The 26,223-nt window shown below is 44.2% G+C and carries 19 protein-coding genes and 2 pseudogenes; 6 read left to right on the plus strand and 15 right to left on the minus strand.

Annotated elements, in window-relative coordinates:
* Window positions 1-478 precede the first annotated feature (478 nt).
* The 3 genes from HL061_RS00240 (at window position 479) to HL061_RS00250 (ending at window position 5,733) form a co-directional block, all read left to right on the plus strand.
* Window positions 479-1,774: a hemolysin family protein gene (locus HL061_RS00240; protein WP_083328794.1), complete on the plus strand. Its 1,296-nt coding sequence runs from the start codon at window positions 479-481 to the stop codon at window positions 1,772-1,774.
* Between the two features lie 274 nt (window positions 1,775-2,048).
* A complete protein-coding gene (locus HL061_RS00245; RefSeq protein WP_071001391.1) occupies window positions 2,049-2,543 on the plus strand; it encodes a hypothetical protein in 495 nt (164 codons plus the stop codon).
* 145 nt (window positions 2,544-2,688) lie between these two features.
* Window positions 2,689-5,733: a LysM peptidoglycan-binding domain-containing protein gene (locus HL061_RS00250; protein WP_071001392.1), complete on the plus strand. Its 3,045-nt coding sequence runs from the start codon at window positions 2,689-2,691 to the stop codon at window positions 5,731-5,733.
* Here the strand turns inward: HL061_RS00250 and HL061_RS00255 are convergent, their stop codons facing one another.
* Window positions 5,734-6,939 carry a transglycosylase SLT domain-containing protein gene (locus tag HL061_RS00255; RefSeq protein ID WP_093070949.1) on the minus strand — a complete coding sequence of 402 codons (1,206 nt, stop codon included), beginning with the start codon at window positions 6,937-6,939 and terminating at the stop codon, window positions 5,734-5,736. It lies immediately after the preceding gene.
* Between the two features lie 1,008 nt (window positions 6,940-7,947).
* Window positions 7,948-8,784: a Nif3-like dinuclear metal center hexameric protein gene (locus tag HL061_RS00260; RefSeq protein ID WP_071001394.1), complete on the minus strand. Its 837-nt coding sequence runs from the start codon at window positions 8,782-8,784 to the stop codon at window positions 7,948-7,950.
* A gap of 391 nt (window positions 8,785-9,175) precedes the next feature.
* On the opposite strand from HL061_RS00260, the gene HL061_RS00265 reads away from it, so the two are divergent.
* Entirely contained in the window at window positions 9,176-10,507 is a 1,332-nt protein-coding gene (locus HL061_RS00265; protein ID WP_071001395.1) for a trypsin-like peptidase domain-containing protein, read from the plus strand.
* 126 nt (window positions 10,508-10,633) lie between these two features.
* Here the strand turns inward: HL061_RS00265 and yfaE are convergent, their stop codons facing one another.
* The 11 genes from yfaE to HL061_RS00315 form a co-directional block, all read right to left on the minus strand.
* Window positions 10,634-10,903 carry a class I ribonucleotide reductase maintenance protein YfaE gene (gene yfaE / locus HL061_RS00270; RefSeq protein WP_071001396.1) on the minus strand — a complete coding sequence of 90 codons (270 nt, stop codon included), beginning with the start codon at window positions 10,901-10,903 and terminating at the stop codon, window positions 10,634-10,636.
* Between the two features lie 136 nt (window positions 10,904-11,039).
* Window positions 11,040-12,173, minus strand: a complete 1,134-nt coding sequence (gene nrdB, locus HL061_RS00275; protein WP_071001397.1) for a class Ia ribonucleoside-diphosphate reductase subunit beta — start codon at window positions 12,171-12,173, stop codon at window positions 11,040-11,042.
* Window positions 12,174-12,259: 86 nt separating this feature from the next.
* Window positions 12,260-12,631: a hypothetical protein gene (locus HL061_RS00280; RefSeq protein ID WP_071001398.1), complete on the minus strand. Its 372-nt coding sequence runs from the start codon at window positions 12,629-12,631 to the stop codon at window positions 12,260-12,262.
* Window positions 12,632-12,667: 36 nt separating this feature from the next.
* The gene (locus HL061_RS00285) at window positions 12,668-12,955 is read right to left on the minus strand and encodes a type II toxin-antitoxin system mRNA interferase toxin, RelE/StbE family (protein ID WP_071001399.1); all 288 of its coding nucleotides are present in this window, start codon (window positions 12,953-12,955) and stop codon (window positions 12,668-12,670) included.
* A complete protein-coding gene (locus tag HL061_RS00290; RefSeq protein ID WP_071001400.1) occupies window positions 12,945-13,196 on the minus strand; it encodes a type II toxin-antitoxin system Phd/YefM family antitoxin in 252 nt (83 codons plus the stop codon). The genes HL061_RS00285 and HL061_RS00290 overlap by 11 nt, the downstream gene beginning before the upstream one ends.
* 84 nt (window positions 13,197-13,280) lie before the next feature.
* Window positions 13,281-13,406 carry a hypothetical protein gene (locus tag HL061_RS13955; protein ID WP_265088263.1) on the minus strand — a complete coding sequence of 42 codons (126 nt, stop codon included), beginning with the start codon at window positions 13,404-13,406 and terminating at the stop codon, window positions 13,281-13,283.
* Between the two features lie 703 nt (window positions 13,407-14,109).
* Window positions 14,110-14,742 (minus strand): hypothetical protein, encoded by a 633-nt coding sequence (locus HL061_RS00295; RefSeq protein ID WP_252962375.1) that lies wholly within the window; start codon window positions 14,740-14,742, stop codon window positions 14,110-14,112.
* A gap of 528 nt (window positions 14,743-15,270) precedes the next feature.
* On the minus strand, window positions 15,271-15,447 hold the full coding sequence (locus tag HL061_RS00300; protein ID WP_167669410.1) for a hypothetical protein: 177 nt from the start codon (window positions 15,445-15,447) through the stop codon (window positions 15,271-15,273).
* Between the two features lie 132 nt (window positions 15,448-15,579).
* Complete coding sequence (gene nrdA, locus HL061_RS00305) at window positions 15,580-17,856, minus strand: class 1a ribonucleoside-diphosphate reductase subunit alpha (RefSeq protein WP_071001402.1); 2,277 nt, start codon at window positions 17,854-17,856, stop codon at window positions 15,580-15,582.
* Window positions 17,857-18,355: 499 nt separating this feature from the next.
* On the minus strand, window positions 18,356-18,667 hold the full coding sequence (locus tag HL061_RS00310) for a DUF493 domain-containing protein (protein ID WP_313907210.1): 312 nt from the start codon (window positions 18,665-18,667) through the stop codon (window positions 18,356-18,358).
* A gap of 255 nt (window positions 18,668-18,922) precedes the next feature.
* Window positions 18,923-19,849 (minus strand): bestrophin family ion channel, encoded by a 927-nt coding sequence (locus HL061_RS00315; protein WP_093070964.1) that lies wholly within the window; start codon window positions 19,847-19,849, stop codon window positions 18,923-18,925.
* A 166-nt stretch (window positions 19,850-20,015) separates the two neighbouring features.
* Here HL061_RS00315 and HL061_RS00320 point away from each other — a divergent pair.
* Window positions 20,016-20,186: pseudogene (locus HL061_RS00320) on the plus strand (STAS domain-containing protein); the annotation flags it as partial.
* A gap of 69 nt (window positions 20,187-20,255) precedes the next feature.
* Window positions 20,256-21,331, plus strand: a pseudogene (locus tag HL061_RS00325) (IS3 family transposase).
* A gap of 205 nt (window positions 21,332-21,536) precedes the next feature.
* Here the strand turns inward: HL061_RS00325 and rpoD are convergent.
* Both rpoD and HL061_RS00335 read right to left on the minus strand, forming a co-directional pair.
* Window positions 21,537-23,462 carry an RNA polymerase sigma factor RpoD gene (gene rpoD, locus HL061_RS00330; RefSeq protein ID WP_071001404.1) on the minus strand — a complete coding sequence of 642 codons (1,926 nt, stop codon included), beginning with the start codon at window positions 23,460-23,462 and terminating at the stop codon, window positions 21,537-21,539.
* Window positions 23,463-23,991: 529 nt separating this feature from the next.
* Window positions 23,992-26,217, minus strand: a complete 2,226-nt coding sequence (locus tag HL061_RS00335; protein ID WP_093070968.1) for a CHC2 zinc finger domain-containing protein — start codon at window positions 26,215-26,217, stop codon at window positions 23,992-23,994.
* Window positions 26,218-26,223: the final 6 nt, after the last annotated feature.

Genomic DNA, 26,223 nt, shown 5'->3' on the forward strand with positions numbered 1-26,223 from the left:
GATAATAATAAAATTAGACGCATAGTAACAAAAAATCCCAGACTTGGTAACTGTTAATCATAGGCTGAGCGTGTTTTTGTTGATGTAATGGCAGAGAATAAGCCGCCGGATAGCAGGATAATATTTTTGCTATATCAAATATATGATGCCAAAATGATCAATATCATATGCCATTGAGCCAAATAATATTGAGGCAATACCAAACAATAAAAGTCACCAAAAAATAAAAACTTAAAAATAGTGACTTATTGTGAAAAGATATCATCAATGCTACTATCAAATGGCAATGACTGCATGCATTTAGTATGCTATTTATCGAAGCACTATTTTAGCTTTGAGACGGTGTCTAAATCAGCATTGAGCCGTTATGACTATTGATCAGTAGATATCTGATATCACCTCGATAATGTATATGATTGGCTCGTTATATCATCTTCCTTTTTCTCTTTTTAGGTTACCCAACTTGTTCACCACTTTTATGTTTGTACCTCGTTTATGTCGTCCGCGTGCTCATCGTGAAGACGCATCTGCAGAGCCTCCCCCGAGAATGACGACTAGTTCTCGATTTGGTTATACCTTCTTTGCCGTGCTTTGTGCGTTGGCGCTGATGTTGCCGCATTCTGTGTGGGCGGCGGGCGCTGCATCGCCAACCGCCGTGGCAGCCGCACCAACTGCCCTAAACGTGGGACTATTGATATTTTTTGTTGTCCTCGCTATTGGTGTCTCTTTTGCCTGCTCGTTGGCTGAGTCTGTTTTGCTGAGCATGACGCCATCGTTTATTGCAGATGTACAAGAAACCAATCCCAAAAAAGCGGATATGCTAAAGAGCCTAAAGGTCGACAATATCGATCAATCACTGGCAGCTATCTTGACCTTGAATACCGTTGCTCACACGTTGGGTTCTATCGGAGCGGGTGCCCAAGCCACCATTGTATTTGGTAGCGCATGGTTTGGATTGTTCTCAGCCATTATGACACTGGCTATTTTGTTCCTGTCTGAGATTATTCCAAAAACACTAGGCACTGTCTATTGGCGTCAGCTAAGTGGTATGGTGGCGTACTTTGTCCGCGGTATCATTATGATTTTATACCCACTTATTTGGGTATCAGAGCGTTTGACGAAGTTATTAGTACGCGGTAAAGAACCGCAAACGTTCAGCCGTCGTGAGTTTGCAGCCCTTGCTAGCATCGGTGAAGAATCGGGTCAAATCGATCCACTAGAGTCGCGCATCATTCGCAATCTACTAGCATTCGGCGCGATCAAAGTTGAAGACATCATGACGCCGCGCTCAGTGATGCTCGCATTTGAAGAAAACAAAACAGTGGCTGAGTTATTGGTTGATCGTCCAAAGCTCACGTTTTCTCGATTGCCCATTTATGATGGTGATCTAGATAACATTACTGGTTTTGTTTTAAAAACTGACATGCTATTGGCAAAAGTCAACCATGCCACGCACAAGCCTTTGACGCAGTTCAAAAGAGACATCACGTTTGTATTCTCTAAAATGAAACTGTTTGATCTGTTGGAGCTTATGCTAAAAAATCGTATTCATATCGCAATTACCGTTGGCGAATATGGTGAAGTCAAAGGGTTGGTCACATTAGAAGATGTCTTTGAGACATTGTTAGGTCTTGAGATTGTCGATGAAATAGATCGCGTGGAAGATATGCAGGCATTGGCTCGACAAATGATGGACAGACGCGTAGAGCGTTTGGGTATGAAACTCAGTGATGATGAGCAGTATGAAGATAGCAATAGCGAAAACAAATTTTAGCGTTATCGATTGAGTGCTATTGCTATTATCACGACTAAAGTTGTTGAAATCAGAGGATATAATAACCTTCGATTCAAAGAACGGCTTTTGTGAGCATCCTGTGCTTTTATATTCGCAATAATTACACAGGGTGTCACATGCCTGTGAGAATTCAATGATAGGCTCGGCATATGATATGAGTATACTTACTATATAAGTACATCAACAACACAAATGATAAAAGAGCGTTGATCGTCACTACGGCGCAAACGAAAAAATATCGCTAAGGATTATCATGAAAAAATTATTGGGAAGTAGGCTTTTGGCTTTATTGGTAAAGGGCGCCAGCGTCACTGCGATATTAGCAGTCGCCAGCACCATTAGTATCAATGCGCAAGCCGCTACGATGACCGAAGCGTTAGTGCAAAACTACGCAGCAGCGATGAAGTCATCCGCAAATAGCAAGAGCATTAATCAGGTCGCTCGTCTGGTATCGGATGATGCATTGATCTCTTTATCTAGAAAGGGAAAATCGACTAGCCTAGACAAAGATGCGTATCTAAAGCTACTGCAAAACAGCTGGAATGATACGTCCAATTATCGCTACGATATCTCTGTAGATAACATTGTTATTACAGGAGATCAGGCAAAAGCCAATGTAACGACAAATGAGAGCTGGACGAAAGACGGTCAGCAAACATCATTTGTTACGACATCTCGTGTAACGCTGACGGTATCTACTGGTAACGCTGTATTATTACGTGCAGTATCACAAGTAGCTATTAACTAGATACTGGTCAATACAATCTATTAGATACTAATAAAAATGATTATTAGTGTCTTTTATATTAGGCTGGTCTTTACTTTACGTTGCATACTATACTATCTCTCAACTTTGTCTTATCACTTTCTGTCGTTAGGAAACTTCCAATATCATGTCTACTGTGCTATCAAAATCTCGCTCGTTTGTTGCGTTACCATTGACGCTTGCGGTATCAACTTTACTCATCAGTGCGTGTAGCAACACCTCAACAGTAAAAAATAAAGGTGCAACCAACAGCTCAGCTATCATTACCAAGCGTCCTGCTAATCAAGGGGCGACTACGAGCAGTGCAGATTACTCAACTGCGTTTTTGGATGCAGAGAGCTTGGATGAATTGGCAGATCTATTAGAAGCCACTGACATGACGATGGTAGAGGGCAACCAGCTTGCTATTCAGCAGTATGGTGATCTATGGAATCGTTTGCGTGCCGGCTACCGTATGAACGGTGGTAAGCCGATTTATAATCAGCGTATCGAAGGGCAAAAGAGTTGGTTTACCAGCAGACAAGACTATCTAAACCGTTTGACGGCGCGTGCCAGTCGCTACATTTACCATACGGTACGAGAGGCTGAGCGCCGCAACATTCCAACAGAGCTGGCGTTGTTACCAGTTATCGAAAGCTCGTATGATCCGAGTGGTACCAGTAGTGCAGCAGCGGCAGGCCTATGGCAGTTTATCCCAAGTACAGGTCGTATCTATGGTCTGAATCAGAGCAGCACCTATGATGGTCGCCGTGACGTTATCGAATCAACGCGCGCCGCTTACGACTTTTTGACCGCGCTACACAATCAGTTTGGTAGCTGGGAGCTGGCGCTAGCCGCCTACAACGCAGGACCTGGTCGTATCCAAAAAGCGATTGATGCCAATGCCGCACGTGGACTACCAACAGACTACTGGTCACTACAACTACCAACTGAAACCATGAATTATGTGCCGCGCTTTTTGGCAGTAGCCGAAATCGTGGCCAAGCCTGAACAGTATGGCGTATATCTACCAGCTATCGCTAACCGTCAGCATTTCCGTAGTGTGCCGGTCAACTACGGTGTGAGCTTGTCTGAAGTATCACAGCTTACAGGCGTGAGTTATGATGAGTTAGAGCGACTCAACACGGCATTGACTTCAGGTCGTGTGGATTCCTCTGGTCCACAGCGCGTTATCATTCCTAACGATGTTAGCTTGAACGCTGATGCCAAACTGAGTCTATTGCGTGGTAATGGCACAAGCAATGTATTGGCTTTTAGCAATACAAGCACCCCAACTACAACGACACCAAGCTACAATAGCAAGCCATATACTTCATCGTCATTACCATCCAGCAGTAGCGCATTGGCTGATTATGCTGCCAGCGCAAGCGTACCTCAGCAAATAACGAGCTATATCTCACCGTCCGCTCAAACGACTAGCAGCTCTGTCTATAGTGGTAATGCCTCAGTACGTACTGAGCCGCCAATAACCAATGCAGAAACCAAAAAGATCAATGCTGAGCTCAAGAGCAGCAACAGTCTACCGACTACCTCAGCTCAGATTACTCAGAATAATACGATTGTCCAAGAGCCACCGCTTAGCAAAGAAGAGCGCGACTTCATTGCCCACCAAATCCGTAGCAATACCTCTGAGACCAACGTTATTAACGCGGATGGTAATATCAACCTGTCAGCCGTACAGACGCAGCAGTCTATCTTAGAAGCAAGCGGTGAAGAGAAAAAGCTGAGCTTTGCTAAAACGTCAGTTAGTAAACCAAAACCACAAGGCACGCGTACCACTTATACGGTCAAACGTGGCGATACGCTATCGAATATCGCAAGCCGTGCAGGGGTAAATTGGCGTGATATCGCAGAATGGAACCAAATAGATGCCAGTGCCAACTTACTATCTGGCAGCACATTGTATCTATACAATGCCAAAACTATCGAGCCGCTAAGCGCTGCCAGTAACCCAGCCGCCAATCAGCCTGAAAGCTATGTTGTACAAGGTGGCGACACGCTTATTGGTACGGCCAACCGTTTTGGTTTATCGGTCACACAGCTTGCCAGCTACAATAACCTCAGTAGCCGTGCTGATCTGCTCAGAGGACAAAAGCTCTGGCTAGTACCTGGTAAGGTAAAAGCGCCCGCCACAACACCTGCGGCACCATCTACCAGACCAAGTAAATCAAGCACTGCGACTAAGAACTATAAAGTAAAACCGGGTGACGGTCTGATTGTATTAGCGCGTCAATTTAACGTATCGACAGACACGTTAGCTAGCCTGAACGGTATCAATAGCACAAGCTCACTTTATGTGGGTCAAACACTAAAAGTACCTGCTAGTGTTAATTTCGATGCAGCAAGCACCACAAGCTCTAGTAGTGCTAGTAATACAAGATCAGTAGCGACCACTAGTTATAAAGTAAAATCAGGTGATACCTTGATCGGTATTGCAAATAGCTTGGGTGTTAGTGCAGCAGAGATCGCTGCTGTAAACAGTAACTTTGATGCAAGAGCGCGCCTGCAACGTGGGCAAACGATTAAAGTACCGGTTTCAAAAGAGTTAGTTGATCGCCAACTGAATGATAAAGCCGTCAGCTATAAAGTAAAATCTGGTGATACGCTAACAGGTGTCGCCAAACGCTATAATATCGGCTTGAGCGATTTAGCTTCAGCAAATAACCTGAGCACGACGTCTAACTTGATATTAGGTCGTACTATTACTATTCCTGCGGGCGGTAGCGTGGCAAGCTCTTCGGCTTCTACAAGCTCTTCGGCTTCTAATAGTAGTCAAAGCAACAGTAATCAAAGCAGTAGCAGTCAGAGTAGTAGCAGCGGTAAAAAGCTAGGAAATACTGAAAATTACAAAGTCAAATCTGGCGATGGCTTGATTGCCTTAGCTCGTCAGTTTGGTATCTCTGTAGAGGATTTGGCTGCGACCAATGACTTGGCGACGAATGCCCAACTACAGCGTGGACAAACCCTAAAAGTGCCAAAAGCGACGGTGAGCTACACGGTTGGCTCAGGCGATAGCTTGATTGGTTTAGCTCGTAAATATGGTGTATCAACCCAAGAATTGGCTGAGATGAATAATATCGCTGCTGATACTATGTTACAACGTGGTCAGCGTCTGACGGTACCCAATCGTTTAGGTATCTTAAGATATCTGATATCTAATGGAGTCTATTAACTAGACAGTTTGAGTTTTGATAGACTCAAGATAACTTCTGATGTTGCTAACATAGTGCATTGCTTGGCCATAACGGCTGTTTGATGCTTTGTTGTCCGCCAAATACGCATAAACGTTCGCCCAGCTCTTGTCGTCAATGCCTTGGGCGCGTAATTTACGCTGAATGCTTTTCACCGCATTTGGACCCATGTTGTAAGCAGCAAGGGCAAACCAGACGCGATCAGTCTTGGGTACATCCGCGAACTCTGCTTTCATTTGCTCTAGATAACGAGCACCGCCGCCGATACTTTGATAAGGATCAACGCGATCTGACACGCCCATAGCCTTTGCAGTGTTATTGGTCAGCATCATAAGGCCGCGTACGCCAGTCGGAGATACCGCATTGGCATCAAGATGTGACTCTTGATAACCCATAGCAACCAACAATTCCCAATCATGATTGTAATTGCGCGCTTGCTCTTCAAACGAAGACTGATAATCAGGCAGTTTTTCTGTCAGTGTTTTTTGGAAATGATCCTGACTATAAGCGTCTTTTAGCAAATTCTGATTGTAGAACGCCGCTAGTTTCTGTGTGTTTTTTAGCTTGATGCTATCGCACAAGAAGTAACTGGCTTTTTTGGACAGTGGATCATTAGGTGAGCTGAACGTCCAACTGACTTTTGGATGCAGACCGTTTTTAGTCAAGCTTGAGTCGTAGCCACAGCTGACATTAACAGATGAGAGATTGAGCTGGCTTTTTAGTTTGGTACTAGCCGTGGTCAACGCCATATCAGCGTCACCTGATCTCAAGGCTTTGAGTGCAGCCTCTTCATTGGCATAGGCTTTTAGATTGATATCCACACCGAGCTCGTCTGCATAGGTGCGCACGAGATCAAAACCAAAGCCATGTTGGAAGCCATCAGTGGCAAAATAAGTACTATCACCTGGGACAGCGGCAATGGTCAAAGTGTTTTGCAGCATGACATTGGCATAGGCTGATACCTTTGTATTCATTGTCGTTAGGCTCTGTGCAGGCAAAGAGAGCAGAGCGATACTGGATACTTGTGCCAGCTTCTTGGTTCTGGCAAAACGACCCGACGCAGTAGGGGTAGATGAAACGATGTTACTTTTGGTGTTAAGTAGGCGTTTAGATGGACGTAGTAAATGAGAAATACGACGTTTGGCACCTTGCGCAGATCCTTTGACACGATAAGTAATACGTTGCATGGATGTCTCCTGATTTTAGCCATCCTTCTTACCGCAAAAACGCGTAAAAATACATGCACATCATTTGGCATATATCAATACAGCATTTCAGACGACATCATACTCTTGAATAAAATAAGTATCAGTCATCCTGCTTGATTATAGCGCCACTAGCATGCTCTCTCTAAGAGTTAGCGATGTGGATTTGTGGGTCAGCCCGCTATCGAAGTGTTACTCATATGCTTAAAGTAAAAGCATAAAACAGTCGTTTCAAAATCTGGACGCACGACTACGCGAAGGATGTAAATCAGATGATTCCTTCATCGATAACGCAATATGGCTAATGGCCAAACAACTATATATCAAACATAGGTAAGGTCATGAGTAAGTTATTGAGACAACGACATCAAGCAAAGCGGTGAGGTAATGATTGGCCATTGAGACCAATATATTCATCTGCTTTGGTGATGCTAACTTTAATAACTAACGACACCTTGAGTGATTAGTAATAAGGTGGCTAGCTGCTAAAGTTAATTGTCCAGCAATGAGGGCAAGCAGCTCAACCATATTTGATAGCTTATAAAATATGCTATCAAAAAGGTGGTGCAAAACTGTCATCGCGACACTACAAATAAAAACACGGTATAAATCAAATATCGAGTGTATACATCGTGTTTTAACTGGCGACGTTCAAAAATTTCATTGCTCATAAAGCATGATAAAGTTTCAAATAACCGCCAGCATTATTTTAGTGCCATAACCGGAAGCTGTAATAATGGGAAGTTTCATGACAAAACGTTCTTTCTTACAGGTGGTAATATGCGGATATCGCTTGCATTATTCAAGTAGAGTTAAGAAAAAAGCGATAAAACTTAACAATTGAGATATAAACGGTTAAATGTCGCTATATTATGGGCGTAATATTCACAAACTCATTAATGAGTTTTGCGATAATGGCTATAACAACGCCTATATTCTTTATTAATCGTCTCGAGTTCTGCCCTAATGATGGCCACTATATTGGCTATCTTATGCTGGATTTTTAATATCAACAAAGGTTACTGGCAGTCCATATTCTTGGGCGACTATCTCTCCTAACGCTTGAATACCACCGCGCTCTGTTGCGTGATGACCACAAGCAAAGTAATCGATACCCAGCTCACGAGCGATATGCGTGGTACGCTCAGAGATTTCACCAGAGATATAGGCGTCACAGCCCATTATGGCAGCCTGTTCGATCATATCTTGGGCGCCGCCTGTACAAATACCGACACGTTTGATCACTCTCTCGCTATTGGCAGTCGTTTTCGCATTATTATCAGAGTGATGTTCATAATTAGACGAAATATGTAGTGGGGTACGACCGAGCGCTTGGGTAATCTTTGCGATCAGGCTATCAGCACTCTGCGGTGTGCAAGTGGCGATATTACCAACAGGGTGTGTTTCGTTGGGGTAGAGCGCGCCAGTAATGGTCATATCTAGTACGTCTGCCAGTTTGGCATTGTTACCAATCACGGGGTGTGCATCGAGCGGTAAATGATAGCCAATCATAGAGATGCCATGTTGCATCAATTTGCGGATACGTCGACCTTTCAGACCTGTGATAGGCGCAGGTTCGCCTTTCCAAAAGTAGCCATGATGCACCACAATCGCATCGGCATTGTCAGCGATAGCCGCATCAATCAGCGCCTCGCACGCCGTCACCCCTGTGACGATACGTTGTATTGGACGACCGCCATCTACTTGTAGGCCATTTGGCGCGTAGTCTTTGAACGCACTAGCAGATAGATACTCATCACAAAATTGCGTCAATGATTCTGCGCTGATGCTGTTGGTCGAAGGTTCAGTAGTCGTGTTTTGGCTCATTAGGTTTCCTTATTGTTATTGCCTTGCAGTAACGCAGTATTATTCAAATATAGTGCTTAAAAAAAGTTGTTTGAAGACAAAGACTCATAAAAGATAAATAATTGATCATTATCTATCGCAAATATCTGATAGCGATGATTTTAACATGGCACTGTAAAAGAGTAGACAAGATGGATAACTGAAATGGTACACGATACGTTACTATTTCACGGCATTGCGGTTATAATTTATAAATGTGAGTCTGCCTAGCTCTGGCTATTAATTGCCTAATCAAGCAATTACCTAGTCAAGCCATAATGGTTGAATAATCCAAGCCATGATGGTTGAATAATCGCAGTCTTCTCACCTTATTTCTCACTGTCCGTCTGCATTACATTTATAGAGGTTCTATATGTCGTCATCCCAGAACACCAATAACACCCGTAACAAGGTTTCTTTATTAAAATGGTTGCCTTGGGTCTTATTGCTGCTGGTGTTAGTAGCGTTTATCTGGTTGTTCACGAGTATGAAGTCATCATCGGAGGCCACGTGGGAGCCGCCGAGAACCCCGCCAGCCGAGCAGCAAGCGTCAGAGCCAGTTGCGGATACACCAGCGCCCATCTCTTCTTATCATAATGCAGTTGCGCGCGCGTCGCAGTCGGTCGTCAATATCTACACCACACAAACGATGACAGAGCATCCTTATATGGATGATCCCGTATTGCGCCGGTTTTTTGAATATCATGGTGGCCCATCACAAGAGCAGGGCAATACCAATCTAGGCTCTGGTGTGATCGTATCAGAAGATGGCTATATCGTGACCAATGCGCATGTCATCGAAAAAGCGGATGAGATCACGGTTGCATTTAACGATGGACGCAAGAGCCGCGCCAAAATCATCGGTACAGACCCTGATAGTGATCTAGCAGTGATTAAGGTTGAGATGACAGGATTGACGCCGCTTGGTTTCCGCGAAGATCCTATTCGCGTGGGGGATCTGGCTTTGGCAATTGGTAATCCATTTGGGGTCGGTCAGACGGTGACGCAAGGGATTATCTCAGCGACTGGGCGTACTGGACTGGGCGTCAATAAGTTCGAAGACTTCATCCAGACGGATGCGGCGATCAATCCAGGTAACTCAGGTGGCGCGCTGGTCGATGCTCGTGGTGAGCTAGTCGGTATCAATACGGTGATATTCTCGCGCTCTGGCGGCTCGATGGGTATTGGCTTTGCGATTCCTACATCATTGGTCGAGCAAGTGATGAACGCGCTGATCAAAGACGGCCGCGTCAGTCGTGGTTGGCTCGGTATCGAAATCCAGTCACAGCTACGTGACCCAACGCAGCTTGAGACCTCAACGGGCGTGGAAGTGCTAAACGTCATCGAAGGCAGTCCTGCTGCCAAGAGTGGTTTGCGTGTTGGCGATATCATCCTAACCATCGATGGTGTCGAGATGACCGATGCCAATACCTTGATCCAATATGTCGCTCGTAAGCCGCCGAACACTGAGTTGGATGCTCAGATACTACGCCGCGGCAAAAATGCTCAAGTCAAAATAATGCTAGAAGAGCGTCCAGTGCAAGAGCCCATCGAGCGTCCTGTCGTACTACAGGGTGAGAGTATGGATGGGATGGGTGGCAGTATCCAAGGTGATCAGCAAGCACCGATGATGTCAGAAGCAGAGCGTGATCGCATGCGCGAAGAGCTAATGAAACTGTTTGAGCAAGACTCTGTAGCACAATAAAGTGTGTTGCTAAATTACACAAAAAAGCGCGCTCCTTTGGATAAGGAGCGCGCTTTTTTATTGAGTTAAATTTTATCAAAGCATAAAAGCTAATGTTCAGGCCAGTCTTTAGTCCCTACTATTTTGCTAAGGCTTTTCAATCAGCTCATGGTTGATATAGATTACACCCCGCACACGGCAACAGCAGGGCAGGATTTCATCCTCTTCAATCATGGCAAGCGGGTTAAATGGATAATCGACCGTATGCGAGCTAGCAATACGCTTGACTCGGCAGCTACCACAATAGCCCTCGCGGCATTGATAGTTGACATCGTGTCCGGTGCGTAATAGTCCATCTAGTAGACTTTCGTCATCATGTAGATAGAACTGCTTTTTACTGGTCATTACCCAAGTCATCGCTCATCCTATTGGGATATCTGTGCTATTACTATCCCTACTATTAACCGATAAAATGATTACAGATCAACCCTTTATAATTTAAAACCTTTATAGCTCAAAGCTCTTACAACTCAGCTCTTATAATTCGGAGCCTTTATAGTTCAAAGTCGTCAAAATCACTGTCTGATAAATCAGAGTCAATCTGACCAACCAAGTACGAGCTAATCTCGGTCTCTTGTGGGGCGACCTGCACATTGTCAGACGACAACCACGTGTTGATCCACGGGATTGGGTTTGATTTTGAGTTCGGGAACGCCGCTGGCAAGCCGACGGTTTCCATACGTAAGTTGGTGATGTATTCGATATATTGGCACAGAATATCTTCGTTGAGACCGATCATCGAGCCATCTTTGAACAGATAGCCTGCCCATTCTTTTTCTTGCTCGGCAGCCTTGCGGAAGATCTCAATACTTTCATCAAAACACTCTGCGGCAATCTCGACCATCTCAGGATCGTCACGACCATTACGCATGAGATTTAGCATGTGCTGCGTACCGGTCAAATGCAACGCTTCGTCACGAGCGATCAGTTTGATGATTTTGGCATTGCCTTCCATCAATTTGCGCTCAGCAAAGGCAAACGAGCAGGCAAACGACACATAAAAACGAATGGCCTCTAGGACGTTGACCGCCATGATGCATAGATACATTTGCTTTTTCAGCGATCGTAAATCAACGGTCACTTCCTCACCATTTATATTATGCGTACCTGGACCGTATAAGCTATATAGCTGCGAGTTGCGATACAGCTCATCATAGTACTGAGCGATATCAGAGGCGCGGCCTAAGATGTGCTCGTTTTGCATAATGTCATCAAAGATAATATTTGGGTCATTGACGATATTACGAATGATATGGGTATAGCTGCGCGAGTGAATCGTCTCGCTAAACGACCATGTCTCAATCCACGTCTCAAGCTCAGGGATAGACACTAGCGGCAGTAGCACCACGTTTGGACTACGACCTTGGATAGAGTCGAGTAGGGTCTGATACTTGAGGTTGCTCAAAAATATATGCTGCTCATGCGAGGACAGATTGCTAAAATCGATACGGTCGCGTGACACATCGACTTCTTCTGGACGCCAAAAGAATGACAACTGCTTTTCAATCAATTGCTCAAAGATGGGGTGCTTTTGTTGGTCATAGCGCGCCACGTTGACGGGCTGACCAAAGAACATCGGCTCTGTTAGCGCATTGTTTGGCGTTTGCGAAAAAATCGAGTAAGTCATGGGACTGCCTTTATCATTGATACGGTTATGAAATTATATAAATTGGATATGATTATATTATAAATTTTGGTCAATGGCTTTTTGGGTTAAAGGTTCTCTAGCGATATCTGTGAGGGCTCTTTGCCATCGTTCATATAGGCTTTGAATATTTCGCTCAGTTCACTATCATCGAGTGCTTCTAATTCATCCAGTGCGCTTTTACGTAGGGTACTCACATCAGACGCTTCTGCTGCTGTTTTTACGTCTTTTTTAGCCGCGCGCGATGCTGGTTTTTTGGCTGCTTTTGCCACGCTTTTTTTGGCGACGGCTGCCTTTGGCGCTTCATCCATCTCTAACTGCTGACGCACCGCTGCAATATCAACCTCGACTTGTACGATATGCGAGCCACCATCGTTTAGGTCTGAAAATACGTTTGGGATAAACAAACCACCGTCTTTGATGATTGCGGTATAGTGCACATGACCTCCGTCGTTTTAGTTATTTCTAAGTTTTCGTTAGGGTTGACGCGTCGCCAGACTGTCATATACCTTGTTGTTTTCTCTTTTACCGACTGCCAATACATAAACCACCACCACGTCATCTTTAACGGTATATACCAAACGATACCCTATGGTGCGTAATTTAATTTTATAAGTATCTGTATGTCCAGAAAGTTTCGACGCAGGCACATGAGGGTTGGATAGTCGCTGCTGTAATTTTTTCTTAAACTGCTGTTGGATGCTTGGCGCTATCTTTTTCCATTCTTTTAACGCTAACGGGTGAAACTCAAGACTATAAGTCATCGAGCGTAACCTTGATAGGCGCTTGCCCATCATTCATCCGTGCGTTTACGGTTTGGCTGAGTGCCATATCGTCCATCGCTTCCATCATACGCTCGTACATGTCTGTGGAAACCAAGTAAGCCACGGGTTTGTTGTGGTTTAAAATCGCAATCGACTCACCATCTGACTGTTTGATCAAGGCAGAAGGGTTGTTTTTTAGCTCTGAAATACTGGCTGTTTGTGTCGCAAATATCGGTTGCATGCCCCATTCTCCATTAAAATTATGCTCTAAATATAGGGCTAATTTTAGCACGAAAATTAGGTCTTACTTGTTACTGTGTTAAATTTAAATATTAAGGTAGCCAATCCCGCCTACCGCTTGTATCTGCTTAGCCGCTGGCGTGCAGTCTATCGTGTCTGACCGCATTCCTGTTGCCTCGATACTACGTCCAGTCAGAGACTGCAACGCCATCGTCGTCAGCAGGATATCGCTATAGTCGGGGCTAAACGACCTTGTTAGGGCGTCTTTCTTTTTTCTTAGCGACCTTGCTATTTGAGTATATTTTGTAGGGTGCGCCTCGCTCACCTTTAAACACAATTTTTATATCATCGGTGCGCTGGGCGCACCCTACAACTAAGAAAGATTCGCTTGACCTAGGCTTATTAGCTTTCAAAACAACAATTTAAAAATCTTTTTAACTTTCTATGCCTTTTACTACTTATCAAAGGCGTAAATTGTCTCATATTATCTGCACTAAATAACTTAAAGCCATCCGCAATAATACTATGTGCTTCACGAACACTATCGTTTAATTTTTCATTCTCTTTGATCATTTTGCTAAGTTCTTTGAGAGTTGTCTTGTCCTCATCAAAATCATTCAAACGATTAAGAGTTATTTTATTGTTTAGAATGATGGCTTTAATTTCTTAGATTAACACACCAAGTGCAACGCTAATTAATATTATAGAACGCCTGCATAGGCGTTTTAAACCCTAATCGTTTTCTTGGTCTGTTGTTTAGTTTGTTCTCAATGTCCTGTATTTCATTATCAGAGGCTTAGATGTGTATAGCTCATGGTTGCAATCTCACTTTGGTCGGTGGATAAAAACTTTGATGCTAGCGCATCTAGGTCTTTTTTTCACCTTGCATTTGGTATTGCACTTCATGTGTTAATCTAAGTTTTGATTCTATCAGTAAGATAGTTTAGACCTTTTAAATCACCTAAGTTGTCAGACATATAGAAAGGATTTTGAACGTCTTTTCCTGTTCTAACCTCTTCAAGCTCAATCTCCGATTCTGTAGCTCTACGCTGTATTGCAATAATGGAGCTCTTACTATATTTCATTTGTTCTAGCTTGTCGTATAGCCCATCAAGACCTTCGGACTTTATAGCTCTATAAACTCTCTCAATCTTCTTCCAATCAGCTTCTATTTCATTTAACTTTCTATAATTTTCAGCAATATTCAATTTAGCTAACTTTATATTCTCGATTTTGTTTGCGTAATCAATCTCTTTGCTAAGTTTATTGCTCAAAGACGTAAAGTTTTCTCCAAAATACTTCTTGCCACAGTCGTTTCCTAAATTAGTCAACCTACCAGATTCAGTTTCAACAATACATCCAATATTATGAGGTGTGCGACAATTTGATAAACCGCATCTACCCTTGTTTGGAAGTTCATACTTATTAATAACTTGCTTTAATTTTTCCTTCTTAGGATCTAATGAGTCAGTATATCCACTCATTTTATAAATATCATCCCAAGTATTAATTCTCAAAAAATGCTTTTTGCCCACTGAAATATTCAAATTCTTATCCCTCTTAGCAACTCATACTTAATAGTGCTAAGGTGTCGAAGCACCCTAACACTAAACCATGAAGGTCAGACCAAACACCTATGCTATTTTTCTAGCATAAGTATGTTTAGCGTTTAAGTTTATGTATCCGTTAAGACCATTTCCTGTTCTAGCTAGTCTTATCATATTGTTGACATGATAAGTGCCAGTTTTGGAATAGTTATATAGATACATACCACCTTTCGTAAAACGCACAATTATAGAGTCATCACCGACCTCGAATGCGCTTACGCCAGAGTCGCCATGTATATCACGATAAACTTCCATACTCATTACTCCTGAGTAGAAATATTTGTGACTACCTTTTCACGGTTTTTTTGGACAAGTGGTAAGTTTTAAATTAGAATGTCTGCTCTGAAAAAGGAAATTCATTCTATTGGCCTATCACTTGTGGACGTCGGTAGTCTCAACTTCCTGATACTAAATATTGACGTATTTAGCATCTCCAATGGCATAGTTGATTACTCTTCTATGCCATTTTTATCTTCTACTATCTACCTCCTGTGCTACCCCTTTATAACTACCTTTCATACCACTCATAAATCGACCTGTAGCAGCGTCTCTCTTAAGCGAATGCTTAGGGTTACTAGGATGCTTCATTTGAGTTCGAGCTTTTACCGAACCTCTGCGAGTACTACGGCCTGTGTTCTTAGCCATAATTAAATTACCTCTCTATTAATTAGCTTTAGTGGTTTTATGCTATCTATATTTTAGTTGCACCTCCTTTTACTAGACCAAATTATCTATTAGGCTCTCTAAATTAGATCAGAGAGCCTAATGGCCAAATTTTTAAATCTTACAAGCACCGCCAGCACAATCATCTTCCATATCCGCTTGGGCATCGTTCGCACCATCACGAGTGTTATGGTAGTACAACGTCTTCACACCCATTTTATAAGCGTTTAGCAAGTCTTTTAGCAATATCTTCATCGGTACACGGCCACCAGCATAACGAACGGGGTCATAGTTGGTGTTGGCAGAGATACTTTGATCGACGAATTTTTGCATGATAGCGACCAGCTTTAGGTAACCGTCATTGTTTGGCATTTGCCATAGTAGCTCGTACTGATCTTTTAGGGTAGCAATCTCAGGCACGACTTGCTTTAAGATGCCATCTTTTGACGCTTTGATAGAGACCAGACCACGTGGTGGCTCGATACCGTTGGTCGCGTTGGCGATCTGACTTGAGGTCTCAGACGGCATCAAGGCGGTTAGGGTAGAGTTGCGTAGACCGTGTTCCGTGATATCCCTACGTAGCGTTTCCCAATCGAGATGTAGCGGCTCTTGGCAGATTGTATCCAAGTCGGCTTTGTACGTATCAATCGGCAAGATACCTTGTGAGTACGTGGTCTCATTGAACGCAGGGCACGCGCCTTGCTCTTTTGCCAATTTGTTTGAGGCTTTTAAGAGATAGAACTGCAATGCTTCAAACGTCTGATGGGTCAGACCAAGTGCGCTGTCGTCAGAGTAGCGTGCGCCATTCTTAGCCAAGTAGTAAGCGTAGTTAATCACGCCCACACCAAGCGTACGTCGGCGCATACTGCCATTTTCAGCAGCTTTGACCGGATAGTCTTGATAGTCGAGTAGGGCATCAAGGGCACGGACGATTAGCTCGGCTGGCTCTTCGATGTCGCTGACGCTCTCGACTTTACCCAAGTTGACCGCTGATAGCGTACAAAGGGCGATTTCGCCTTCTTCGTCATTGATGTTATCCAGTGGTTTGGTCGGTAGCGCGATTTCCATACATAGGTTTGACTGGCGAATCGGGGCAACCGTCGCATCAAATGGGCTATGGGTGTTGCAATGATCGACGTTTTGGATATAGATACGACCCGTACTGGCGCGCTCTTGCATCATTAGGCTGAACAAATCAGCAGCTGGGATTTGACGGCTACGGATGTTAGGATCATTTTCGTATTTGGTGTATAGCGCTTCGAATTTGTCTTGGTCTTCAAAGAACGCATCATATAGGCCTGGCGTGTCACTTGGTGAAAATAGCGAGATGTCTTGACCTTTGATGAGGCGCGTGTACATCGTTTTGTTTAATTGTACGCCGTAGTCCATATGACGGACACGGTTGTCTTCGACGCCGCGGTTGTTTTTGAGTACCAGTAATGACTCAACTTCCAAATGCCATAATGGGTAAAATAGGGTCGCAGCACCGCCACGGACGCCCCCTTGTGAGCAGCATTTCACCGCTGTTTGGAACAGTTTGTAGAATGGGATACAGCCAGTATGCTGCGCTTCACCGCCACGGATCGGGCTACCAAGGGCACGGATACGGCCAGCGTTGATGCCGATACCAGCGCGCTGTGACACGTAGCGTACGATGGCGCTGGTGGTCGCGTTGATTGAGTCTAGGCTGTCACCACATTCGATCAGTACGCACGAGCTAAACTGACGCGATGGCGTACGCACACCTGACATGATCGGTGTCGGTAGTGAGATTTTGAATTCTGAGGTCGCATCATAAAAGCGTTTGACGTAGCTTAAGCGCTCAGCTTTGTCGTAATTGGCAAATAGACACATGCCCACGAGCATATATAAGAACTGCGGGCTTTCGTACACGGTCTTCGTGACACGGTCTTGTACTAGGTATTTCCCTGCCATTTGCTCGACAGCAGCATAGGCAAGGTTCATATCACGCCAATGATCCAGATATTCTTCTAACTCGTCAAATTCAGCACGGCTATAGTCCGCTAGGATATGCTTATCATATTTGCCCGCGTCGGTGAGCGTTTTGACATGGTCATACAGGTGCGGCGGCTCAAACTGGTTATACGCAATCTTACGTAGATGGAAGATCGCCAAGCGCGCGGCGAGATATTGATAATCAGGCGTGGTCTCAGAGATAAGGTCGGCAGCAGATTTGATGATGGTTTCGTGAATATCACGGGTTTTGATGCCTTCATAAAACTGGATGTGCGACTTTAGCTCAACTTGCGACACAGAGACGTTGTCCAATCCATCCGCCGCCCACGCTATTACCTTATGAATTTTGTCTAAATTAATAGGCTCTAAACGTCCATCACGCTTGGTTACTTGGATTTTATCAATATGTGTCATGTTGGCCTCTATTTTGATTGCTTATAGTGATGCTGCGCGCCAAAGGAGCGGCAGACATTCTTTATGACGCGATTGTAGTCGATGGTAGCAGTAGTTTTTTGGCAACAAGCAGCCACTACCCATAGTGATAGCAAAAATCACTGAGTACTACATATAGCGTGTTTGTTAATCGGTAGGCACAATATAGCGGGAAAATTTTGAAAATACTATATTGATTTTAGGATAAAACTATGTTGCTACAAGGTTGTAGGCAGTCCAAATTTTGGCAAAGGACGATGGGATAAGGGTTAGACGCAAATGCGGTCGATCATAAATTTTTTGTAAAAATAGTGCGGCCGTTTGCTTTTTATTTTCTCAGTGATTGTCGCCTGATAACCATCATCATGGCGGCAATAATGCGGGCGCAGATTGTACATCAAACCACAAAAAATCGCCACCCATATGTTATTACTAGCGAGTGACGACTTGGACCAAAAGGCGCTAAACCTGTCTGAACGATTTACAAAACCATGCGAACCGTCTTGGCATTATCAAGCGCGGCATAAAGTGTATTGACTTGATCAGCGGCTGTTAGGTACAGATTGACCCGTGCTGAATGAAAGCGACCCGTTCTAGAAGGTTTCACTTCAATAGAGGCCAAATCAAAATCAGGGAACTGACTACCCAAGATCAGCTTGATTTCATTAAGCAGGCTCTCGTGCTCACCTTCATGACCAATGATGCTGAGTGGGTAGTTCATCGGGAACTCCCAAAGCTCTGGGTTTTGAATGTCTGTTTTTTTGCCTTTCAGAACGCCTTTATTTGGCGTCAAATCAGTGACTTTCACTGATGGCTGATTGCTGGTTGGGTTATTTATATTGTTGTCGACGTTGTCGTTATTATTTTTTGAATCATCACTCATGATATGAGCCTCGCTTTTATAGATAATATTTTTGAATAAATCAGCTGGTTAGAGTAGAGATTTTACCTACAGTACCTTTGTCTGCTATTTATAGTGGCGTGCGGTAGATTATTCAAGTTACGTTTGCCGCTCGTTTATTGTATGGCGCTTCGATGACGGCAATATTTACGGCAAATAACCATCAATAGGCATAATGTCAGTCGGCAGATTGGTTTCTCCCAGCGCTTCTCGCAGATTGATCTCGATCGTGCGTGACAAGGCGGTCAGAGGTAACTGATTAGCCGCCAACCCAAATGGCTCTTCTAGCTCTTCACTCAATGCATCTAACCCAAAAAACGTATAAGCAATCACGGCACAAACCAAGGGCGTTGCCCAACCAAGCGAGGCGACCAAGCCAAAAGGCAGCATGATGCAATACAAGTAGGTCGTACGATGTACCAGCAGCATATAAGCAAAAGGTAGCGGTGTGTTATGAATACGCTCGCAGGCTGCCAAGACAATCGTCATAGAGGTCAGGCGCTCATCCATGTTTTGGGTGACTTGCTCTGAGACCAGTCCTTGACGCCGAATATCGCCGAGATGCTTACCCATGAGGCGCATTATATGGTCAGGGACATTTTTTGCTTGATGCATACGATCATGATGTATGGATGCGACAAAGGGATCTATGTCCGCCCAAGGTGGCGTACCACGAAGCCTGTGGCGTACAGCATGTGCAAAAGCAATGGTCAGATATACCATGGTGCGCTGAGTCTCACGACCATGCTCGTTGTCATCATCTATAAAGGATAGGACTTGGCGCGTTAAGCTGCGAGCATCATATACCAACTGGCCCCATAGCATCCGTGCTTCCCACCAACGCTGATAGCTGGCATTATTTCGAAATCCCAAAAACAACGATAATGCGATTCCCAATAAGGTAAAAGTGGCGATACCATAATAAGGAAAAGAGTCAGGAATCCAGTGTTGAATAATGGTAATGGCTGTACTAAGGATGGTAACCAATAGCAGCTGCGGATATATTTTTGGAATGATTGAACCGCGAAGGGCGAAAAATATCTTAAACGGGTGGGGTGTTTGCCGGACAATCATGTCAGTTTCCTAGCGATGAAATCTGTGAGCGTAGTATTGCAGGTGCCGTATGATTCTAATACAGAATCTAAGTCTGTAAAGCCCAAAAGACTATAAATTTATTCAAACTAAGAAGTAGGGTGGTCACTTAAGCTCGGTAATTGGGATAGCCAAAAAGTTAAATCCTCGCCTATGCTTTTCGTCAGCAGAGCGTATGACTGAATCCTTTGATATTAAAGAGTCTGTCTCTAAAGGAGTGATTGACGTGTCACGAGCACATTTTTGGGATGTGACAGCAATCGCTGCGATTGATAAAGTCATTATCAAATTTCGCCGTGAAGGCACTGAGGTAGAGCTGTAACTATCCCCTAAAATAACACAGCTCAAACGTAGAATTTCTTATAAAATACCCATAAGGAGTTTTGATATGAGCAAACGAATGACTGAGACCCAAATAGTATCCATTTTAAAAGAAGCAGAAGCTGGAATACCTGCTAAAGAGCTGTGCCGTAAATACGGGATTGCTAGCTCGACTTTCTATAAATGGCGCTCCAAGTACGGTGGTATGGAAGCTTCTGATGTTAAGCGATTAAAAGAGCTTGAAGAAGAAAACCGTAGGCTCAAACAGATGTATGCTGATTTAAGCCTCAAAGCGCAAATGCAGGAAGAGATCATAAAAAAGCTATAGCGCCTGTACCCGAGCGCAAAGTCTGGGCGCAAGAATTACAGGCGCAGTATGATGTCAGCATTGCAGTGAGTTGTCAGGTGGTCTGCATGAGTCGAACCGCTTACTACTATAAGCCTAAGCTATTTGATGATAGTGAGATTGTTGATGTCTTAAATGAGCTTACTGACAAGCACAATCGCTGGGGCTTTCCAAAGTGCTTTAAACGTATACGTAAGCTTGGCTATTCATGGAATCATAAGCGCGTACATCGAGTTTATACAGCGTTAAACTTAAACCTACGCCGCAAGTCTAAAAAACGCTTACCAACACGTAACCCTCAGCCGCTAAGTGTGCCAAATGCATTGGGGCATACATGGTCAATGGACTTCATGAGCGACAGACTACACAACAATATTCGCTTTCGAACCTTTAATGTGATTGATGATTATAACCGTGAGGTATTAGGCATTGATATTGGTACCAGTATTCCCTCACTCCGAGTGATTCGCTACCTTGATCAGCTGGCTGAGTGGCATGGTTATCCTAAGCAAATTCGTGTGGATAACGGCAGTGAGTTTACATCCAGGGTATTCACTGATTGGGCATCAGCTCATGGCATCTATATTGATTATATCGAGCCTGGCTGTCCTTATCAGAACGCTTATATTGAACGGTTTAATCGCAGTTATCGCAATGAGGTTTTAGATTGCTACCTTTTCAACAATTTAAACGAGGTCAATATGCTGACTGAAGACTGGATCAAGGTTTATAACAACGAAAGACCCCATGATTCACTTAATGATATGACACCTGCTGAGTACAGGCAGGTGGCTTAACAATTCTACGATGATGTTGTGTTAAGAATGGGGTATTTACAGAGCTTATTGGTTTGAACGAGGCAAGCCAGACGATGATAGACAATTTCGGTGTGCACGACAAACCAGATGCTGAGCAAAATTTAGGCGCGCATTGATAACATAGATTAACAAACACAAAAAAGCCGAGATAAACTCGGCTTTTTTTATTTAGCTTCATTGAATATTAGTCATTTTCAAGGAAAGAACGTAAATGCTCAGAACGTGAGGGATGACGCAGTTTACGCAACGCTTTTGCCTCGATCTGACGGATACGTTCACGGGTAACATCGAACTGCTTACCAACTTCTTCTAAAGTATGATCCGTTGGCATGTCGATACCAAAACGCATCTTTAATACACGGGCTTCACGCTCAGTCAGGTTGCCGAGTACATCACGAGTGGCTTCTTGTAGTCCAGCAGACGTTGCATCGTCGACAGGGCTTGAGATCGTACCATCTTCGATGAAGTCACCTAAGTGTGAATCTTCATCATCACCGATAGGCGTCTCCATAGAGATAGGCTCTTTGGCAATCTTGAGCACCTTACGGACTTTGACTTCGTCCATCTCTAGACGTTCGCCTAATTCCTCAGGCGTTGGCTCGCGGCCCATTTCTTGTAGCAGCTGACGTGAGACACGGTTGATCTTGTTGATCGTCTCAATCATATGCACAGGGATACGAATGGTACGCGCTTGGTCAGCGATAGAGCGCGTGATTGCCTGACGAATCCACCATGTGGCATACGTTGAGAACTTATAACCACGGCGATATTCAAACTTATCAACCGCTTTCATCAGACCGATATTACCTTCTTGGATCAGATCCAAGAACTGTAGGCCGCGGTTGGTGTATTTTTTGGCAATAGAGATAACCAGACGCAAGTTGGCCTCAACCATTTCTTTTTTCGCGCGGCGAGCTTTTGCTTCACCAACGGCCATACGACGTGCCACGTCTTTCATGTCGTGGATTTTCATATCAAGCTGCTGCTCATAATCACGAATACGGCGCTGAAGTAAAATAACGTCATCGGTGACTTTTTCTAGTGTGCCCGCAAATGCAGGCTTACCTTTGATACGCTCAATGAGCCAATCGACATTGGTTTCATTGCTAGGGAAGGTCTTACGGAACTCTTCACGCGGCATACGACCACGGCGAATCACCAAGCGCATGATTTGACGCTCTTGCTTACGCACGTCGTCGTAGACGTCATGCATGATCGCCATGACTTGGTCTGACAAGCGATTATTGAGCTTTAGCATCATAAAGCGTTCAGCAAGTAACGCGTACGCAGTATCCGCCTGCACGCTACCACGACCATAATCAAGCAGCGCTTGCTTGGCTTTGATAAATAGATGCTCGATCTCTTCTAGACGCAAACGTACTTCTTCTGGATCAAGACCGCTGCTTTCTTCTTCAGCTTCTTCTTCAACGTCGTCTTCGTCTTCATCTTCGTCATCATCAAGTGCGGCTGCCTTGGCATTCACTTTAGCTTTGATGATAGGCGGGTTTTCTTTTTCTTCTTTGATGCGCTCACGCTCTTCTTTTACCGCATCTTTGGCTTCTTGAGCGGCGATTTTATCTTCTTCGGTTTCAGGATCTAAGAAACCAGTGATGACGTCAGATAGCTTTTTTTCGCCATCTTGTACTTTTTGGTATTCATCAAGGACGAACTGTACGGTGCCAGGCCAGTAAGCCATGGCATGCTGTACATCACGAATACCTTCTTCGATACGCTTAGCAATGGAGATCTCACCTTCACGGGTAAGAAGATCAACTGTACCCATCTCACGCATATACATACGGACAGGGTCAGTGGTACGACCAGGCTCGGTTTCAACAGAGGCAAGTACTGCCGCTGCTTCGTCTGCTGCCATGTCATCATCACTTGAATCATCGTTCATCAAGATGTCATCGGCATCAGGGGCAGACTCAAAGATTTTGATACCAACATCGGTTAGCATCTGCACAATATCTTCGATCTGATCGCTTTCGGTAATAGAGTCGGGCAGCTGGTCATTCACCTCAGCATAGGTAAGATACCCTTGCTCTTTGCCCATTTGGATTAAGGTGGCCAGTTGAGATGTGGACTGAGAAACTGACTTATCGTTCATAAATACTCGCTTACTTGCATCGGACATTTTTATATTGTGACTCGCTATCGCTCGCTCTTTGCGTTGATCTTATCAATCGATTGATCAAAATATGGCGTAGAGGTTGTCAATAATATCAAAAATGAGTTGATATGAATAAAGGCTCAAAACACTACAATAACAATGCTAAAAAACAGCTAAAAATTAGAAAAGCTAAAAAGACTTCAATACAGTACCTAAAAAAATATAGTACTTAAAATTTAATACTCAAAATAGTATCTAAAAGCAGATACGTAAAATAATACCTAAAATTTGTGCTTAAAGATGCATGCTCACAATCATTAACCAAGCAGTGCTGTCAATATACAGCGACACAGTTTAACACAGACCATCGTCGTCAAGCACGAGCTAGTGATAGCTACCGACCATTTTTTGCCGTTTATTTGCCGTCAGCTAAATGATTTAGGAGTGACTCATGCTACTGGGCATAATCATTAGTAGTGGGGGCAGTGGCTAGAATTTTAAAGGGGCATGATTTGATAATTAAACATTAAGACTGAACGGTGACCATCTGTGCCGATTGCTCTGCCTGCTGTGCCCGTAGCCAATCGTTCAATAATTGGGTTTGTTTACGGACGATCGCAAGCTTAATATGATCAGGGTTTTTTATCAGCTCTTGTATTTTTTTCTTCATATTGCGCTCAAGCAGCTGACTGACTAGCTCTTCGATCAGGCCATCAAGCCCCAAAATATTGCGTGCGGTTAGCGCTTTATAAAAGCCGCCCCAATTACGGCTCAGCATGTCTTGGGTCGCAGGCTTCACATTTGATAAGATAAAATGCGCTGCTGCGTTGGCATCTTTTGGCAAATAATTAAGACAGCGTTTGATAGTGCTCACGATGTCAAGCAGAGCCGCGTCTTGCAGGTCTTCCCAAGCAAGCGGACGCAGCGTATCGGCTGAAGCCTTTTGTTTGATATGCGCAGGTAGGTGTAAGCCATTAATACCAGACTGTTGCCAAATCGATTCGATAGGGTCATCAATGAGTGCGCGCGGCTGAAACAAAAAGCACAGCTGCAATTGTTGGCTGATGGTCATATCACCATCAAAGTCTAGCAGCGCATCTTTGGCCTCGACATTTTGACTGCGCCTGCCGCCAAGCTTTTGATAAATGTCATTATTGAGCAAATAGCGAAAGCTACTGCCTTTTGGCAAAGCGGTCGTCAATGAGCGTACTTGCGACATGAGCTTGGCTTTGCCTTCAGCCAGACTCATGTCATAGCGCTCACTTAAGTACGCAAAAATATACTGTGATAACGGCATGGCTTGGCTGATTTGCTCACGCATGGCATCGCTGCCATGACTCTTGATAAACGTATCAGGATCATGATTGTTAGGCAGGGTTAAAAACCGCAACTCTTTATCATCAGCAAGCACAGGTAAGGCAACTTCAAGCGTACGCCAAGCGGCTTTTTGTCCGGCACTGTCGCCATCAAAACTCAAAGTCAGCGTTGGATTGAGTGTCAATAGCCGCGATATTTGGCTTTCATTGATTGCCGTACCCATCGAGGCGACCGCGCCATAGATGCCCGCTTGATAGAGAGCAATGACATCCATGTAACCCTCGACCACCAGCCAGTCGTTAGCACGCTGCTGGCGCGACTCATAATAGCCATAGAGTACATGCTGCTTATGAAAGACGGGCGAGTCTGAGGAGTTGATGTATTTTGGCTTGACCTCATCGTCGAGCGCCCGACCACCAAAACCAATGGTGCGACCTTGGTTGTCACGAATAGGAAAAATAACCCGATCACGCAGCAGATCGTAGTCACGGCCAGACTCTGATTGGCGCACGAGCCCTAGTGCCTTAAGTCCTTCAATATCTTGTGGAAACTGATGCTCAAGATGCTGCCAGCCAAATGGCGCATAGCCAAGACCAAAAGTCTCAAAAGTCTCTTCAGTGAGTCCGCGTGACAAAAAGTATTGCTTGGCATGAGGGTGAGTGTGTAGATTATGCTGATAGAACTGCTGAATTTGCTCTAGCAGATCGTACAAATTGCCATCTTGATCAGACGTCTGATCGATACCAATACTATCCATGCCTGCGTCAGTTTCTGTCAGCCACACTGGCGGATAGGCACTATCGTCCGCATGGTTTGAAGAATACGGCTCTGATGGATACGAGTCCATTGAATAAGATGCTGACTCGTAAGCGTCTAGCGGCGGGAAATTATCGTAACCCTGAGCGTCATCATAACTTGACTGGTCTATGTGATTTTGGTCGCTTTGGTCAACATTATTTTGATGACTGGCTTGACGGTTGTTTTGATAGTTATTTCGATAGCTGTCTTGGTTTGTGCCGTCTTGGTTTGCACCGTCTTGATTTACTTTGCTGTGCTCTATCGTTGGGCTAGGTACATTGTGAACTGGCGGCGGTGCAATAGGTGTTGGCGTACGGCGTTGATAGCTGACGTTCTGTTGCTCTTCTTTTGGTACTTCAATGCCTGTTTGTTTAGATAGCTCATTGACTGCTTCGATAAAGGTAAGATTCTCGTAATCACGCAAAAAACTGATGGCATTGCCACCGACGCTACAGCCAAAACAGTGATAGATATTTTTTTGTGGATTGACATAAAAAGAAGGCGATTTTTCACCGTGAAAAGGGCAGCAGCCTTTATATTCACTACCAGCGCGTTTAAGCGTGGTGTGTTTGCCAATGATGCTGATCAGGTCAGCTTGGCTATTGAGTTGTTCAAGAATATGGTTAGGAATGCTCATACAAAA

Origin of the sequence: Psychrobacter sp. PSP, from assembly GCF_024085615.1 — a bacterium.
In the GTDB taxonomy this organism is placed as follows: Bacteria; Pseudomonadota; Gammaproteobacteria; order Pseudomonadales; family Moraxellaceae; genus Psychrobacter; species Psychrobacter pacificensis.